This window comes from Bacillus sp. AK124 (genome assembly GCF_053903085.1).
The window spans coordinates 3,800,332-3,816,281 of record NZ_CP096378.1 but is presented as its reverse complement, the minus strand read 5'-3'; the positions used below and the strand labels follow the sequence as shown (position 1 = coordinate 3,816,281).

The 15,950-nt window shown below is 47.9% G+C and carries 13 protein-coding genes; 12 read left to right on the top strand and 1 reads right to left on the bottom strand.

Features of this window, described 5'->3' with window-relative positions:
* Position 1 precedes the first annotated feature (1 nt).
* From nasC to cobA, 4 genes are all read left to right on the top strand, one after another.
* Entirely contained in the window at positions 2-2,161 is a 2,160-nt protein-coding gene (gene nasC / locus M1E06_RS19175; protein ID WP_025810124.1) for an assimilatory nitrate reductase catalytic subunit NasC, read from the top strand.
* A gap of 113 nt (positions 2,162-2,274) precedes the next feature.
* Positions 2,275-4,695: a nitrite reductase large subunit NirB gene (gene nirB / locus M1E06_RS19170; RefSeq protein ID WP_020450191.1), complete on the top strand. Its 2,421-nt coding sequence runs from the start codon at positions 2,275-2,277 to the stop codon at positions 4,693-4,695.
* Between the two features lie 30 nt (positions 4,696-4,725).
* The gene (gene nirD / locus M1E06_RS19165) at positions 4,726-5,046 is read left to right on the top strand and encodes a nitrite reductase small subunit NirD (protein WP_020450192.1); all 321 of its coding nucleotides are present in this window, start codon (positions 4,726-4,728) and stop codon (positions 5,044-5,046) included.
* A 130-nt stretch (positions 5,047-5,176) separates the two neighbouring features.
* Positions 5,177-6,637, top strand: coding sequence for a uroporphyrinogen-III C-methyltransferase (gene cobA / locus M1E06_RS19160; protein WP_020450193.1), 1,461 nt, complete (start codon positions 5,177-5,179; stop codon positions 6,635-6,637).
* Between the two features lie 25 nt (positions 6,638-6,662).
* Here the strand turns inward: cobA and M1E06_RS19155 are convergent, their stop codons facing one another.
* Positions 6,663-7,343, bottom strand: a complete 681-nt coding sequence (locus M1E06_RS19155; protein ID WP_020450194.1) for a GntR family transcriptional regulator — start codon at positions 7,341-7,343, stop codon at positions 6,663-6,665.
* A gap of 227 nt (positions 7,344-7,570) precedes the next feature.
* Here M1E06_RS19155 and M1E06_RS19150 point away from each other — a divergent pair, with 227 nt between their 5' ends.
* The 8 genes from M1E06_RS19150 to M1E06_RS19115 all read left to right on the top strand — a co-directional run bounded on the left by M1E06_RS19150 (position 7,571) and on the right by M1E06_RS19115 (position 15,944).
* Entirely contained in the window at positions 7,571-9,214 is a 1,644-nt protein-coding gene (locus tag M1E06_RS19150) for an SLC13 family permease (protein WP_020450195.1), read from the top strand.
* Between the two features lie 129 nt (positions 9,215-9,343).
* Positions 9,344-9,739, top strand: coding sequence for a 3-hydroxyacyl-ACP dehydratase FabZ family protein (locus M1E06_RS19145; protein ID WP_020450196.1), 396 nt, complete (start codon positions 9,344-9,346; stop codon positions 9,737-9,739).
* 15 nt (positions 9,740-9,754) lie between these two features.
* Positions 9,755-10,219 carry a tRNA (N6-threonylcarbamoyladenosine(37)-N6)-methyltransferase TrmO gene (gene tsaA / locus M1E06_RS19140; RefSeq protein WP_020450197.1) on the top strand — a complete coding sequence of 155 codons (465 nt, stop codon included), beginning with the start codon at positions 9,755-9,757 and terminating at the stop codon, positions 10,217-10,219.
* A gap of 171 nt (positions 10,220-10,390) precedes the next feature.
* Positions 10,391-12,442 carry a BglG family transcription antiterminator gene (locus M1E06_RS19135; RefSeq protein WP_041817418.1) on the top strand — a complete coding sequence of 684 codons (2,052 nt, stop codon included), beginning with the start codon at positions 10,391-10,393 and terminating at the stop codon, positions 12,440-12,442.
* Positions 12,443-12,458: 16 nt separating this feature from the next.
* On the top strand, positions 12,459-12,740 hold the full coding sequence (locus tag M1E06_RS19130; RefSeq protein WP_003179002.1) for a PTS sugar transporter subunit IIB: 282 nt from the start codon (positions 12,459-12,461) through the stop codon (positions 12,738-12,740).
* Between the two features lie 23 nt (positions 12,741-12,763).
* A complete protein-coding gene (locus tag M1E06_RS19125) occupies positions 12,764-14,137 on the top strand; it encodes a PTS ascorbate transporter subunit IIC (protein WP_048350565.1) in 1,374 nt (457 codons plus the stop codon).
* 14 nt (positions 14,138-14,151) lie between these two features.
* Positions 14,152-14,994: a transketolase gene (locus tag M1E06_RS19120; protein ID WP_216904320.1), complete on the top strand. Its 843-nt coding sequence runs from the start codon at positions 14,152-14,154 to the stop codon at positions 14,992-14,994.
* Positions 14,991-15,944: a transketolase family protein gene (locus M1E06_RS19115; RefSeq protein ID WP_025810109.1), complete on the top strand. Its 954-nt coding sequence runs from the start codon at positions 14,991-14,993 to the stop codon at positions 15,942-15,944. Before M1E06_RS19120 ends, M1E06_RS19115 begins: the two co-directional genes overlap by 4 nt.
* Positions 15,945-15,950: the final 6 nt, after the last annotated feature.

Sequence of the window (15,950 nt, the reverse complement as noted above, 5' to 3'; positions counted from 1 at the left end):
ATTGACAGAACGATTGCTAAAGTACTTTCGCACAAAGCAAAAAGAAGTGCAATCCGAAAAAACGTATGACACCCAATGTCCATTTTGCAGCATGCAGTGCAAAATGCAGCTCATTGAACAGACGATTGTGACAAGAAAAAAATACACGGCGGTCGGAAAAGACAATCCGACGACAAAAGGACGGCTGTGCATGAAAGGGATGAACGCCCACCAGCACGCGTTTCATTCAGAGAGGATCACCCATCCGCTGATCAAAAAAAACGGCGAATTCGTCCGTGTGACATGGGAAGAAGCGCTTCAGTACATCAAAGAGCAAGTAACAGCGATCCAGCATGAAGATGGCTGTGATGCTTTGAGCGTATATGGCAGCGCGTCTATTACAAACGAAGAAGCGTATTTGCTCGGGAAGTTCGCCCGCGTCGCCTTGAAGACGAAGCATATTGACTACAACGGCAGGCTTTGCATGTCGGCGGCCGCCACAGCTGCAAATCAAACCTTTGGAATGGACCGGGGGCTGACAAATGCCCTTTCCGAGATCCCCCATGCAAGGGTCATCATCCTCGCAGGTACGAATATCGCAGAGTGCCAGCCGACGATCATGCCGTATTTTGAAGAAGCGAAGCAAAACGGGGCCTACATCATTGTCATCGATCCCCGCGAAACGGCAACGGCCAAGATCGCCGATCTGCATTTGAAAATCAAGCCGGGGACAGACGCAGCGCTCGCAAACGGTATGCTGAAAGTCATCATTGAAGAACAGCTGACAGACGGAGCTTTTCTCAGAGAGAGAGCGGAAGGTTTTGAAGAGGTCAAGCGCCATGTGGCGTCTTTATCACTTGAAGACATTGCGGCCAAAACCGGAATACAAATCGAGCAGATCAAAAAAGCTGCAGTAAAATTTGCCCGCGAGGAGACGGGAATGCTGTTCACGGCGAGAGGGGTTGAACAGCAAACAGACGGAACGGCTGCTGTCAGAAATTTACTGAATATTCTAATATCAACTGGAAAAATCGGCAAATTTGCCTGCGGCTACGGCGCCGTCACCGGACAAGGAAACGGACAGGGCGCGCGGGAGCACGGCCAGAAAGCAGATCAGCTGCCGGGGTACCGGTCGATTGAAAACGAAGCCGACCGCGCCTATATTGCGGATGTTTGGGGCATAAAAGCTGAAGACCTTCCGGGAAAAGGTGTATCCGCTTATGAAATGATGGAGAAAGTTCATGAAGGGGAAATTACCGGGATGTTTTTAATGTGTTCAAACCCTGTTGTATCCAGCCCGAATGCCGGCTTTGTCAAATCCGCTTTGGGAAAATTAAAGTTTTTTGCAGCCGTTGATTTGTTTCTTTCTGAAACGGCAAGACTCGCGGACGTCATTCTCCCCGCATCATCCTATCTCGAGGACGAAGGAACGATGACCAATCTGGAAGGCAGAGTGACATTAAGGGAAGCCTCAAAGCCGTGCCCCGGTGAAGCGAGGCATGACTGGCAAATGATTTGCGATATCGCCGCAGCTCTTGGAAAAGGCCGTTATTTCTCATATCGATCGGCAGAGGATGTTTTTAATGAATTAAGAAAAGCGAGCCGCGGCGGAATTGCCGACTATTCGGGCATCACTTATGAACGTCTGAGAAAGGAAAGCGGCATTTTATGGCCTTGTCCCGAACAGGGGCACCCCGGGACACAGCGCCTGTTTGAATCATCCTTTGCCCACCCGGACAAAAAAGCGAAAATGTGCGTCGTCCCGAACGAACCAAAGATCAAAAAAGATGAACCGACTGAGGAGTATCCCCTTTTTCTGACGACCGGAAGGGTAATGTCTCACTATTTAACCGGCGTACAGACGAGAAGGAGCGCTGCACTCAAGGCCAGGCACTTTGAATCATTTATGGAAATCCATCCGAAAACGGCGGAAAAGTACAACATTGGCGACAGGATGCTGGTCAGGGTGGAGTCAAAAAGAGGCAGCATCATTGTCAGGAGCAAATGGTCGGAAGCCATCAGGCCGGATACCGTATTTGTACCGATGCATTGGGGGGATTCGCAAAATGTGAACGATTTGATAGCGGAAACGCTAGATCCGTCTTGCAGAATGCCGGGATTTAAGGTTTGCTCCGTGAAAATTCGTCCGTCAGTTGACAATTATGTGAATGAATTGTCATAAAAAGTCATAAAAAGTTTACAAAATTAACTATAATTTGTGATAGTTTTAAAGATGTAAACAGAATACTTGTTTAGGGCGTATAGTGAATTGTTTTGAAAAAGGGGAGGATCATAGTGAAAAAAAAGCAGCTAGTCCTTGTAGGGAACGGTATGGCCGGGGTCAGGGCCGTTGAAGAAATTCTTAAAATTTCAAACGAAGAGTTTCAGATCACGATTTTCGGAAACGAACCGCACCCAAACTATAACCGGATTCTTCTTTCCAAAGTGCTTCAAGGAGATACGGATGTTAAGGACATTACACTGAATGATTGGGATTGGTATGAAGAAAACGGGATTCAGCTGTATACAGGTGAAGAAGTCGTTAAAGTTGATCCGGAGTCCAAAACCGTCATCACGGATACGGGAAGAGTCCAGCCGTATGATGAACTGATTTTGGCGACAGGTTCTCTCCCTTTTATTCTGCCATTGCCCGGAGCGGATAAAGAAGGTGTAACAGCATTCCGTGATATCAAGGATACGGATATTATGCTCGAAGCTTCCAAAACGTACAAAAAAGCAGCCGTTATCGGCGGCGGATTGCTGGGACTGGAAGCAGCGCGCGGACTTCTTAACCTTGGCATGGATGTTACCGTTATCCACCTCGCGCCATATTTGATGGAGCGTCAGCTTGATGCAACCGCAGGACGGCTTTTGCAAAAAGAGCTGGAAAAGCAGGGCATGAAATTTTTGCTGGAAAAGCAGACAGAAGAAATTTACGGAGAAACACGTGTCGAAGGCTTAACATTCAAAGACGGCTCAACGCTTGAAGCCGATTTGGTCGTCATGGCGGTCGGAATCAAACCGAACGTTCAGCTCGGCAAAGACTGCGGCCTTCCGGTAAACAGAGGAATCGTCGTCAATGATTACATGGAAACCGAAGTTCCCAACATTTACGCTGTCGGAGAATGTGCGGAACATAGAGGCATTGCCTACGGACTTGTCGCGCCTCTTTATGAACAGGCAAAAGTGCTTGCCAAAAAAATCTGCGGCGTTGAAACGGCTCCGTATGAAGGATCTGTTTTATCAACCCAGCTGAAGGTTTCCGGTGTTGAGGTCTTTTCCGCCGGTGACTTTAATGAGGATGAAGGAGAAGACAAAAAAGCGCTCAAAGTGTTTGACGAACAGGACGGAATCTACAAGAAAATCGTTCTGCGCGGCAATCAGGTGATCGGCGCCGTACTGTTCGGAGACAGCAGCGAAGGCAACAGGCTGTTTTCCATGATTCAAAAAGGAGCAGATATTTCAGATACTTCTAAAATTTCAATCTTGCAGCCTTTGAATCAGGAGGAAGGCATGAGCTTAACCGCTGCGATGAGCGACGATGAGATCGTATGCGGCTGCAACGGCGTTTCGAAAGGGATGATCATTCAGGCGATCAAAGAGCAGGGCTGCACGTCGACCGATGAAATTAAAGCCTGCACAGGCGCATCACGCTCTTGCGGAGGATGTAAGCCGCTTGTCGCTGAGATTCTGCAGCATACGCTCGGCTCAGAGTTTGATGCTTCAGCACAAAAAGAAGCGATTTGCGGATGTACGGACCTTTCAAGAGACGAAATCGTGGCTGAAATCAGAGAAAAAGGGCTGACCCATACGAAAGAAGTCATGAACGTGCTCGGCTGGAAAACGGCGGAAGGCTGTTCCAAATGCCGCCCTGCGCTTAACTACTACCTCGGCATGATCAATCCGAAGGAATATGAAGATGAAAGAGAGTCCCGCTTCGTCAATGAACGGATGCACGCCAACATTCAAAAAGACGGCACATATTCAGTCGTACCGCGGATGTACGGCGGGGTTACCAATTCGAATGATTTGCGGCGCATCGCTGATGTCGTCGACAAATATGAAATTCCGCTAGTGAAAATGACCGGAGGCCAGCGGATCGACCTGATCGGCGTCAAAAAAGAAGATCTTCCGAAAGTATGGGCTGATCTTGATATGCCTTCAGGATTTGCTTACGGAAAAACGCTCAGAACCGTAAAAACGTGTGTAGGCGAACAGTTCTGCCGCTTCGGCACGCAAGACTCAATGGCCCTCGGAATTGACCTTGAGAAAAAATTTGAAGGGCTCTACACGCCTCACAAAATTAAAATGGCGGTTTCCGCTTGTCCGAGAAACTGCGCCGAATCCGGCATTAAAGATATCGGCGTCGTCGGCATCGACGGCGGCTGGGAAATTTACGTCGGCGGAAACGGAGGCACGCATTTGCGCGCAGGCGATCTGTTAATGAAAGTCAAAACGGCTGAAGAAGTCATCGAAATTACAGGCGCATATCTCCAATACTATCGTGAAACAGCCAACTATTTAGAGCGGACATCTGCATGGGTTGAACGTGTCGGCTTGTCCCACGTCCAATCCATATTGAATGATAAAGAAAAACGCAAAGAACTGAATGACCGCATCAATCAAGCGCTGTCTGTCCATAAAGACCCGTGGAAAGACTTTTTGGAAGACGAAAAGACAACAAAACAGCTATTCGAAAATGTTGTCACTTCTTAAAATGAGAAATCAACTTGAGGAGGAATTCACATGGTGAACAAGAACTTAACAAAGGTGTTTGTTTCGAAGATCGGGGATTTGCCGAATCAGCTTGGGAAGACAGTGCTTATCGAGGACAAGGAAATCGCGGTATTCAAGCTTTCTAACGGCAATGTCCGTGCGATTGAAAACCGCTGCCCCCACAAAGGGGGCGTGCTTGCCGAAGGAATGGTAAGCGGCAAATTCGTCTTCTGTCCGATGCACGACTGGAAGATCAGCCTTGAAGACGGCAAAGTCCAAGAGCCTGACACAGGGTGTGTTCAGACATACGAAACGGTCGTTGAAGGTGAAGATTTATATATCGTTTATTAAACGGCTGAACAAGCGATATCGAACGTGTCGCGATTTTTGTCAACAGCCACAAGGGTCGCTCAATGTGATCCCTCTTTATTTAAAAAAACAAACGCGTTCACAGAATCGGCAGATGGAAGGATGACAGTTGATGGGGAATGGGAAAGTATATTTTGTCGGGGCCGGACCGGGCGATTCAGGATTGATCACATTAAAAGGAAGAACACTGATCGAGACGGCGGATGTCATATTGTATGACAGGCTCGTCAATTCCCGGCTGCTTGAGCATGCAAAAGCATCATGTGAATTTGTCTACTGCGGCAAGCTCCCGGACCGCCATTATATGAAACAAAGTGAAATCAATGCACTGCTCATTGAAAAGGGGCTGAAAGGCCTCAAAGTGGTCCGGCTGAAAGGAGGAGACCCGAGCGTGTTCGGCAGAGTCGGAGAAGAAGCGGCAGCCGTCAGCGAACACGGCATCCCGTACGAAATGGTGCCCGGCATTACATCGGGAATCGCCGCGCCTCTTTATGCCGGACTGCCTGTGACCCACCGCGATTTCGCTTCATCCTTTGCCGTTGTCACCGCCCATGATAAATCGGGCAAACCGGAGATGAATTGGGAAGGGCTGGCCAAAGGCGTCCAAACCCTCGTCTTTTACATGGGGATCAAAAACCTTGGTTATATATGCGAGCAGCTGATGAAACACGGCAAGTCTCCCCTTGTTCCCGCGATGGTCATCCAATGGGGCACATGGGGCAGGCAGCGGAGCGTGAAAGGGACATTGCAGAATATCAGGGAAAAAATAACCGAGCATCAAATCAAAAATCCCGCGATCATCGTCATCGGCGACATCGTATCATTCAGGCAGAACAGCTGGTTTGAAGAAAAGCCTTTGATCGGGCTGAACATCATGGCGGTCAAAAGCTGTGAAGAAGAACGAGTCCCGGTGGAGACGCTTCGTGAACAAGGCGCTGAAGTTGTTGAATGGCCGAAATGGAAATCAGCCGAAACGGTGCCTGACGATACGGTTTTAGATCGAATTGCTTCTTTTGACAGCCTGCTGTTCACGTCAAGTGCGTCACTGCGCAGATTTTTCAGCCGGCTTGCCGCTTTGAAGATCGATGTCAGGGAAGTGCGCGGCCGGCTCTACGCTTCAGATCTGCATGTAAAAGCAGCTCTTGAAGAACGGGGATTTTCCGCTTTTCTGCAGGCGGAAATGCCGGTTTCGGGCAGCTGTTTGCTGATCGGCAGCCGGGAAACCGTGCAACATCAACCGCACTCCGGGTGTGAGATATTGATTACACATGACAGGATGATCGACAGCCGCTTTACATCGATCGTTAAACGGGAGATCGAGGAGTTTCCTGTTGATATCGTGATGTTTGCGAATCGCACATGCGTCGAGCTGTTCATAAACGAGGCGGAGACAATCGGCCTCCATCCGGAAAAAACGGCTGCCCGCCTGCAGGCGGTCTGCCTCACGGAAGAAGCGGGGAAGAAGGCTGCAGCCGCAGGGTTTCAGCGCGTTCATGTTGCGAATGAATGCGACCGCCTTCCGGATGTCATCAAAGGGATCAACCGCACAGCCGAATTTGTCTGCCAGAGCTGAAAAAAGCAGGGGTAACCCTGCTTTTTTAGCGTGCGGAACTGCTTCCGAACAACACCTCTTTTAAATAGCAAAGGTCTGCCTCTATATGCTTCCACATTGATTCGGCAGCCTTGGCGTCATTTCTGTCCTGCATGTGACGCAGAATCTCCTCGTGCTGATTGATGATGTCAAGGGTGCGTTCCGGTTTTTCAAGGTTTTTGCTCCGGTAAAAAAAGGTCAGCGACCGCAAATCAAGCAGCTGTTTTTGCAGGCGTTCGTTTTCGCTCGTTTCGATGATGAGATCATGAAATCGCGTATTTAGGAGAAGCAGCGCATTGGCAGACTCCGGACTCTGGCTTTCTTGGTGTTTACGCGCTTCAGAGAGCGTTTCGGAAATATGCTCCAGTGTTGCATTTGAAGCAAGGCGGGTAGCCAATGAAACGGCCAGGGATTCGAGCGCCTGGCGGCATTGGTATATTTCTTCAAGGTCTTTGATTGTCGGTTCATAAACTGTAATTTTTGATTTATCATCTATCAATAACAGACCTTCTTGTTCAAGTGTCCGAATCGCCTCCCTGACAGGGCTGCGGCTCACTTGCAGCTCCTTGGCAATTTTGGATTCGTAGATCCGTTCGCCGGGCCGATACCCTCCTTTAATAATCATATCTTTTAAATAATGATGGACTTGATCATGATAAGAGACTGCACGTTGGATCGAAAACTTCACGCTGTTCACCTCGTTTATTTTTCACTGCGGAAATCACTAATAGTCTAGCAAAAAGAGAAAAATACCACCAACCTAAAATTACCATAATATTGAGTATTTTGTGACAAAAAAGTGTTGACTGCCATTAGCTGTCCGTTATAATGAAGTTATAACTGTCGACAGTCGGCAGCTTACTTTTTAGTTACTATTGTAAGCGCTTTATCGATAGAGGGGAAGGGGGATTTTTGATGAAATCAAGCGTTGTGTCAGCATGGGATATGCTTTGGAGATCACACCGGGAAGCAAAGAGGCTGCTTTTATTCGCCATGCCTGTCAGGGCGGGAAAAGATGCCGATTTAAAGATCAAGTCTGAGCAAACCATGAAGGGAGAAAAACCGCCGAGCTATAAAACGCCTCAGAAAATCGGGCTGCTGCTTGGTCCTGCATTGTTTTTCGCCGTCCTTTTGTTCTTTTTTCCCGAGGGACTGAGCTATGAAGGAAGAATGGTATTGGCGACCACGTTGTGGGTTGCGGTTTGGTGGATTACAGAAGCTGTTCCGATTCCGGCTGCATCATTGCTGCCGATCGTGCTGCTTCCGCTGACCGGGGCGCTGGAAGGGGCAGCTGTCACGTCAAGCTATGGTGATCCGATCGTCTTTTTATTTTTAGGAGGCTTCTTAATTGCACTTGCGATGGAGCGCTGGAATCTTCATAAACGGATCGCGCTCAATATCATTTCTGTAGTGGGTACGAGCACGTCAAGGATCGTCCTCGGTTTTATGGCGGCCACAGGGTTTTTGTCGATGTGGGTCTCAAATACGGCCGCGGTGATGATGATGCTTCCGATTGGGACCGCTATCATTCATCAGGTATCAGCCGTCATGAAATCTGAAAGAAAAGATTTAGCCGGAGAAGAAGCGAAATTTTCAAAAGCGCTGATCTTCAGCATCGGGTATGCGGGAACGATCGGCGGACTCGGTACGCTGATCGGCACACCGCCGAACATTATTTTGGCGGCCAATATTAAGAAGCTGTACGGAGTTGAAGTGTCTTTCGGTGGATGGATGGCTTTTGCCGTTCCGGTCGTTGTCATTTTGCTTGTAGCGGTATGGCTGTACTTGACGAAAGTGGCGCATCCGATCAAGATGAAGGAGCTTCCGGGCGGAAAAGAATTGATTCTCGAAGAAAAAAGAAAGCTCGGAAAGATGAGCTTTGAAGAAACAATGGTTCTGCTCGTCTTCGGGTTTGCCGCGTTTATGTGGGTGACGAGGACGTTTTTATGGGATGACAAAATACCGGGTATTGACGATACAATGATTGCGATATTCGCAGCTTCATTGCTCTTCTTGATCCCTTCGCTCAATAAAGGGGGCAGGGTATTGGACTGGTCGGTATCGAAGGACTTGCCGTGGGGGATTCTCCTTTTATTCGGAGGAGGCCTGGCGCTCGCGACCGGTTTTAAAGAAACGGGTCTGGCCGAGTGGATCGGCGGAAGGCTTACGGTATTAGATGGATTTAATTTTGTGGTCATTGTTGTCATCTCAGCGGCATTGGTGCTGTTTTTGACGGAGATTACGTCGAATACGGCTACAGCGACTATGATTCTGCCTGTACTGGCCTCGCTCGCGTTAGCGCTGAATGTCCACCCGTACGCATTGATGGTGCCTGCTGCAATGGCGGCAAACTGCGCCTTCATGCTGCCGGTCGGCACGCCGCCGAATGCAATTATTTTCGCATCGGGCAAATTGAAGATCAGCGAGATGGTTCGAACCGGCTTTGTCATTAATATTTTCACACTGATTTTAATCGTCGGAGCTGTGTTCTACATTTTGCCGAATTTATGGGGAGTGGATCTGACCATCTTCCCGGACAATCTGAAATCGAATGGATGAAGCAAAGCCGGGGGCTTAGGCCCCGGTCTTTTTGTCTTGGTGGAATTTTTGGGCGCTCAGCAGCTTCATTCTGTGTCATCGCGCTAATTAAAAGAGTACGGTATAATCATGTAAAAAAGGATGATCAGCGTGAACAATTCTGTACTGCCGCATCAATACCCGTTTCTATTCATTGACCGCGTAGTAGAAAGCGAGCCGGGAAAATGGGTGAAAGGATATAAATTCATAACGGAAAACGACTGGTTTATGACGGAAAACCAAAAGGAAATGCCGTTTTCCATCATCATTGAAGCGCTGGCTCAGACCGCTGCATTTACTGCGCTCAAAGACTCAGCTGAGATCGGCTTTCTGTCTTCGGTGAAAAAAGCTGAATACACCGGCAAGGTCTTTGTGGGAGACAAACTTGATCTTTATTTTGAAGTTTCCCGCTTTAAAAGGGGGTTTTTATTCGGCAACGGAACCGCCTCAGTAAACGGAAAACCGGCAGCGAAAGCGGAGATCGGGATTTTTATGGAAGCGAAGTGAAAGCGGGGGATAAAATTGATAGAAATAAAGCCTGTCGCGTTTGTGAAAAACTTGCGGACTGTGCCGAAGGATGATCATTGGGGCGATGTGATTTCTGAAATTAATTTGGCTGAAGATATCCATCCGGACGCTTTAAAAGGGATCGAAGCATTTTCTCATCTGGACATTATCTTTTACTTTCATCAAGTAAAAGAAGATCAAATACAATATCAGGCGAGGCGCCCGAGAAACAATCAAAACTATCCTGAGACAGGCATTTTTGCCCAACGGGGAAAAAACAGGCCAAACAGGCTCGGCGCAACCGTTGTGACACTCCTTGAAAAATCCGGGAGCAAGCTTGTAGTGAAAGGGTTGGATGCGATTGACGGAACACCTGTAATCGATATCAAACCTGTGATGAAAGAGTTTCTTCCGAAAGGGCAAATCATACAGCCGAAGTGGTCGGAAGATTTGATGAAAGTATATTGGCATGACAGCTGATTGATAGAAAAAAACCTCTCAACATCCTCTGAGAGGTTTTTTTCATGCTTGTACGATAAAAAAGAAGGATATCAGACCAATCTTGAAGATCGGAAGTCCCATGAATTGGACCCAATCGGCAAACAAAATGAAAACGCTTTATTATATGATGACAATAAGGGGGGCGCAAAAATGATCAACGAGAAACGTCCGGCTCAATTGCTTCAATATTTGCTGCGTGTCAGAGAAGCGACAATGCATCAGCTGCTTGATCATTTTCAATTATCAAAACGGCAAATCTGCTATGACCTGGACAAAATCAATCATTGGCTGACTGGCAAGCAGCTGCCTGAAATCGAGTATAAAAGAAAGAACCGGCTGGCCGTTCCGGAAAAATTGCTTGAATTGCGGTTCTCCGAAGCCTGTTCAGACATCGGCCGCTCGTTTATTTTTACGCAGGAAGAGCGGATCAAAGCCTTGTACATGTTTCTGTTTGTCCGCAGGGAGCCGATTTCATCCGCTCATCTCACACAGTTATTGCAGGTCAGCAAAAATACGGTCATGAATGATGTGAAAAAAGCGAATGAGGCGCTGGCTCCGTTTTTGGTGGCGATCAGATATACAAGACAGCGCGGCTATCATTTAATAGGAAGCGAGTTTGATAAAAGAGTTCCGGTCATGCACCACCTTTCTTCTTTCCTGCAAAAGCCTTACGGCAAAGAAATCCTTCATTATATTTTAAAAGTTTCCGGCTCATGCGGTCACACACAACAAGAAACGAAAAGAGCGGTTGAACTTGTCTACAAAGAATACAGGATTCAACTCGTTGAAGAAAGGCTCAATGAATTTGTTTACTTTCTGATGATGTATTCGATCAGAGTGGCCGAAGGAAAAATTGTCCGTTTTCACCAGGAGGAGGGGGAGCTTTTAAAGCAAAGTCCGCTGAAAAACGCAGCCGTAAGGCTTGTGAATGAACTTCGGATTCCCGTCCATGAAACCGAACTTTGTTATATTTTGATCCAGCTGCTCGGGCTTTCATTCGGACAACAGCCGGCGCATGATCCGCTTTATCAGCTGTGTGAAAAGCTTGTGTTTGAATTTGAATCAAGAGCATGCATCACATTTCCAAGGAGGCGCGAGGTGGCGGAATCTCTTTATCGGCACTTGAAGCCGGCATATTTCAGAATGAAATACCGCATCCCGATTCACAATCCCCTGCTCAGCAAAATTAAGAAAGAGCACAAAGAATTGTTTACCATCGTTCAAAAGCTGATGCGGCACCTTGAAGCGCTGCTGAACAAACCGGTTCCAGAAGAAGAAATCGGCTTTATCACGATTCACTTTGGTGCATTGCTTGAACAGCCCGTACAGTCCGGATCATCGAAAAAGACGGCTGTCGTCATTTGCCCGAGCGGCGTCAGCTCATCCTTGATGGTCAGGCGCCAGCTTGAATCGCTATTTTCAGAGATTGTCGTTGAGAAGGCGATGTCTTTGCAGGAATTCACACCTGACGTCTTTGACCGTTATGATGCCGTGTTTTCCACCGTTGAGCTTAAAACCAAAAAGCGATACTACATGGTCGGGCCGCTGATGACACCCGCTGAAAAAAGCAGGCTTGTCAATGAAGTGTATCGGGAACTGTTCGGCGTGAAGCAAAAGGAGCTTTTGACAGACGAATTTCTTCACATCCTCAAGAAGCATGCCAATATCATAGACGAAAAAGGCCTGAGAGAAGCATTAGAAAATATTGTATTTATTCAAAAAGTGACGGAAACAAGGGGGAAACGACCAGTGCTGAAAGATCTGCTGACAGATGAAACCATTCAAATGGCTGACCAAATCAAAAGCTGGGAAGAAGCGATTCAAACAGCGGCAAAGCCTTTGCTTGATAAGGAGGTGATCTTGAAGGAATACACAGATGCCATGATCGACAATGTCAAAAAGATGGGACCTTATATGATCATCGGCCCCGAGATTGCCGTTCCTCATGCAAGACCTGAAAAGGGCGTCCGAAAGGTGGGAATGAGTCTCCTGAAACTGAAGGAGCCAGTCTATTTTTTGGATGATGAACAGTATCCGGTAAGGCTTTTGTTTTGCATTGCGGCGGTTGACCATACGACACATCTGAAAGCACTTTCCCAACTGACCCGGCTTCTCAGCAATAAAGAAAATCAGGACTCCTTAAAGGAAACCGAGTCGTTGGATCATATCAAACGTTTAATCGAAGCCTATTCATCCAATTAAAAACAGGAGGGATAACATGAAGATATTGGCAGTTTGCGGATCAGGACTCGGAAGCAGTTTTATGCTGGAAATGAATATTAAAGATATTTTGCAGGAAATGGGGTTAATGGAGATCGAGGTGGATCATTCGGATTTGAGCTCAGCGTCTCCTGATCAAGCGGATTTGTTTGTCGTTGCCAAAGATATCGCGGAAGGAGCAGCCCACCTGCGGGATATCGTCGTGCTTGAAAGCATTATAGACATGGATGAACTGAAAACAAAACTGGTTAAAACATTGCAGGAAAAAGGAGTGCTTTAATCACAGAAAAGGAGGAACTGCAAATGGGTGAAAGAGCGCTAAAGCTGATGATGGATGTGTTAAGCCAGCCAGCTGTATTAATTGCAGCTATTTCTCTTATCGGTCTTCTGCTTCAAAAAAAGCCGGCCAATGAAATCGTGAAAGGGACGACGAAATCGTTTTTAGGTTTTATCGTGATTTCAGCCGGGGCAGGTATTCTTGTTGGTTCGCTTGAGCCGTTCGGAAAGATGTTTCAAGCGGCCTTTCATGTGAACGGCGTCGTTCCGAACAATGAAGCGATTGTCGCGATGGCGCTCAACGAATACGGGACGGCGACAGCGCTGATTATGTTTTTCGGGATGCTGTCCAACATCTTAATCGCCCGTTTTACCAGATTAAAGTACATTTTTTTGACGGGCCATCACACATTGTATATGGCTTGTTTAATCGCCGTCATACTGGCGGTGGCGGGTTTAAAGGGTCCGTTTTTGATCGGCGTCGGAGCGGTTTCGCTCGGTTTGACAATGAGTGTGTTTCCGGCGATGGTTCAGCCTTTTATGAAAAAGATAACCGGTAATGATAAGGTCGCGTTCGGCCACTTTTCTTCAATCGGTTATGCTGTGTCCGGGTTAATCGGCAAAGCAGCAGGCAAGGGCTCGCGCTCGACTGAAAAAATCCGGTTTCCGAAGGGCCTCGGATTTTTAAGGGACAGTTCTGTCAGCATTGCGCTCACCATGACCATCTTGTACGTTTTGATAGCCTTATTTGCAGGGGCGGGCTATGTGGAGCGCGAGTTGAGCGGCGGTACACATTACCTTGTCTTCTCCGTTATTCAAGCGGTCACATTTGCGGCAGGGGTGTTTATTATTCTTTCGGGAGTCAGACTCGTGCTCGCAGAGATCGTTCCGGCTTTTAAAGGCATATCTGACAAACTTGTGCCGGATTCCAAGCCGGCACTGGATTGTCCGATCATTTTTCCGTACGCGCCAAACGCCGTATTAATCGGCTTTTTTTGCAGCTTCATTGGCGGCATCACCGGCATGTTGATTCTCGGAGCAGCCGGAGCCGTCATCGTTCTTCCCGGAGTGGTTCCCCACTTTTTCACAGGAGCCTCGGCCGGCGTCTTCGGAAACGCTGCAGGGGGGATACGGGGAGCGGTCTTGGGGTCTTTTGTCAACGGTCTGATCATTACGTTTTTCCCTGTGTTTCTGCTGCCGGTCATGGGTGATTTAGGCTTTGCCAATACGACATTTTCCGATACCGACTTTGCCGCGACAGGAATCGTGCTTGGGCATGCGTTGAAACTGCTGGGGTCTGGAGGAGTTGTAATTGGAATCGCAGCAGTAGTGGCTGGAGCGGTCTTACTGGGCTTTAAACGCGGAAAGGCGGAGAAGTCCGATCATAAAGCTGAAGCGTAAAGGAGTGGGCAATGATGTCAGTGAGGGAAATCAATATGGAACGTTTTCGTGATCAAATCAGGCTGCTGACACTGAAACAGCTTCATCACCTCGGTTTTGGGCATTATGGAGGCAGCTTGTCAATCGCCGATGTGTTGGCCGTTTTGTATGGAAAGGTGATGAAAATAGATCCCGCCAATCCGTCGTGGGAAGATCGGGACTTCTTGATCCTTTCAAAAGGGCACGGCGGCCCCGCCTTGTATGCAGCGCTTCATCTTACCGGCTATTTTGAAGAAGGTGTGCTATATACGCTAAACCGAAACGGCACGGCTCTTCCGTCGCATCCTGACCGGAATTTAACACCGGGAGTCGATATGACGACCGGGTCGCTTGGCCAGGGGATCTCGGCTGCGGCAGGAGTCGCACTGTCGCACAAGCTTTCAGGACGCTCTAACCGGACCTTTGTTATTGTCGGCGACGGGGAGCTGAATGAAGGTCAATGTTGGGAAGCGATCCAATTCGCGGCACACCATAAGCTCCACAATTTTTATGTGTTTGTGGATGATAATAAACAACAGCTGGACGGTCCGACTAAAGATATTATTGATCCGCTGGATTTTGTCAGCAAATTTTCAGCCTTCGGTTTTTATTCCGAAAGGGTAAACGGACATGAACCGGATGCGATTTATCAAGCGATCAAAAGAGGAGAAGCTCAGCGGGAAAGGCCGGTTGCCGTCATCCTTGATACGGTGAAGGGAAAGGGCATCCCTTATTTTGAAAATATGGAGAACAGCCACCACATTAGAGCGAATGATGAACAAAATCGCATAATCGAAAAGATCATGATGACGCTTGAAGAAAAGGAAGTGAGGGCATGAATGAGGCGGCAGCAAATGTCAAGCTGGATGCTGTCGAAATGAGGCAGGCATACAGCTCGGCCGTTTATGAACTGGCTCAGGAAAACGCGGACATCGTGGCGTTGGAAGCGGATTTGATGAGCTCGATTTCCATGGACAAAATTAAACGGCGCATTCCCGAGCGAGTGATCAATTGCGGGGTCATGGAAGCCAATATGATAGGGATTGCGGCCGGGCTTTCGTTAACCGGAAGAATCCCGTTTGTTCACACGTTCGCCCAGTTTGCGACAAGACGCTGCTTTGATCAGCTGTTTGTTTCAGGTGCCTATGCCAAAACAAACATCAAGATTCTCGGTTCAGATTCGGGAATTACGGCTGAACATAACGGCGGAACACACATGGCCTTTGAAGATTTGGGACTCGCCCGGCTAATCCCGAATGCCTTTGTTTATGAAGCGAGCGATGCGGCAATGCTCCAATTTTTGATCAAAAAGGCTGCGGCAGAGTACGGCATTCACTATATCAGGACGATCAGAAAAAAGGCGGTCAGACTTTATGATGAACATGAAACATTTGCAGATGGAAAAGCAAAAGTTCTCAAAGACGGCAGCGATGCGGCGCTGTTTGCCAGCGGCATCATGGTCGCAGAAGCTTTGCGGGCGGCAGAACTGCTAAAAGAAAAAGGGATCGATGCAGCGGTCATCGATATGTATTGCATCAAGCCGATCGATCAAGAAACCGTGATTCGCTATGCACAAAAAACGAATGCGATTGTCACGGCAGAAAACCATAATGTCATAGGTGGATTGGGAAGCGCAGTCGCGGAAGTGCTGAGTGAACATCATCCCGCTCCGCTCAAGAGAATCGGGGTTCATGAAGCCTTCGGACAGGTCGGGACGATCGATTATTTGAAAAAATATTACCGTTTGACCGCAGAGCATATCGCACGGGCGGCGGAACAGCTCGTTTAAGATTTC

Bases quoted from the DNA above. Each gene is read 5' to 3' on its own strand.
- M1E06_RS19150 (WP_020450195.1), top strand. From the start codon at position 7,571: ATGAAATCAAGCGTTGTGTCAGCATGGGATATGCTTTGGAGATCACAC.
- M1E06_RS19125 (WP_048350565.1), top strand. From the start codon at position 12,764: ATGGGTGAAAGAGCGCTAAAGCTGATGATGGATGTGTTAAGCCAGCCA.
- M1E06_RS19130 (WP_003179002.1), top strand. From the start codon at position 12,459: ATGAAGATATTGGCAGTTTGCGGATCAGGACTCGGAAGCAGTTTTATG.
- M1E06_RS19120 (WP_216904320.1), top strand. From the start codon at position 14,152: ATGTCAGTGAGGGAAATCAATATGGAACGTTTTCGTGATCAAATCAGG.
- nirD (WP_020450192.1), top strand. From the start codon at position 4,726: ATGGTGAACAAGAACTTAACAAAGGTGTTTGTTTCGAAGATCGGGGAT.
- M1E06_RS19115 (WP_025810109.1), top strand. From the start codon at position 14,991: ATGAATGAGGCGGCAGCAAATGTCAAGCTGGATGCTGTCGAAATGAGG.
- cobA (WP_020450193.1), top strand. From the start codon at position 5,177: ATGGGGAATGGGAAAGTATATTTTGTCGGGGCCGGACCGGGCGATTCA.
- M1E06_RS19135 (WP_041817418.1), top strand. From the start codon at position 10,391: ATGATCAACGAGAAACGTCCGGCTCAATTGCTTCAATATTTGCTGCGT.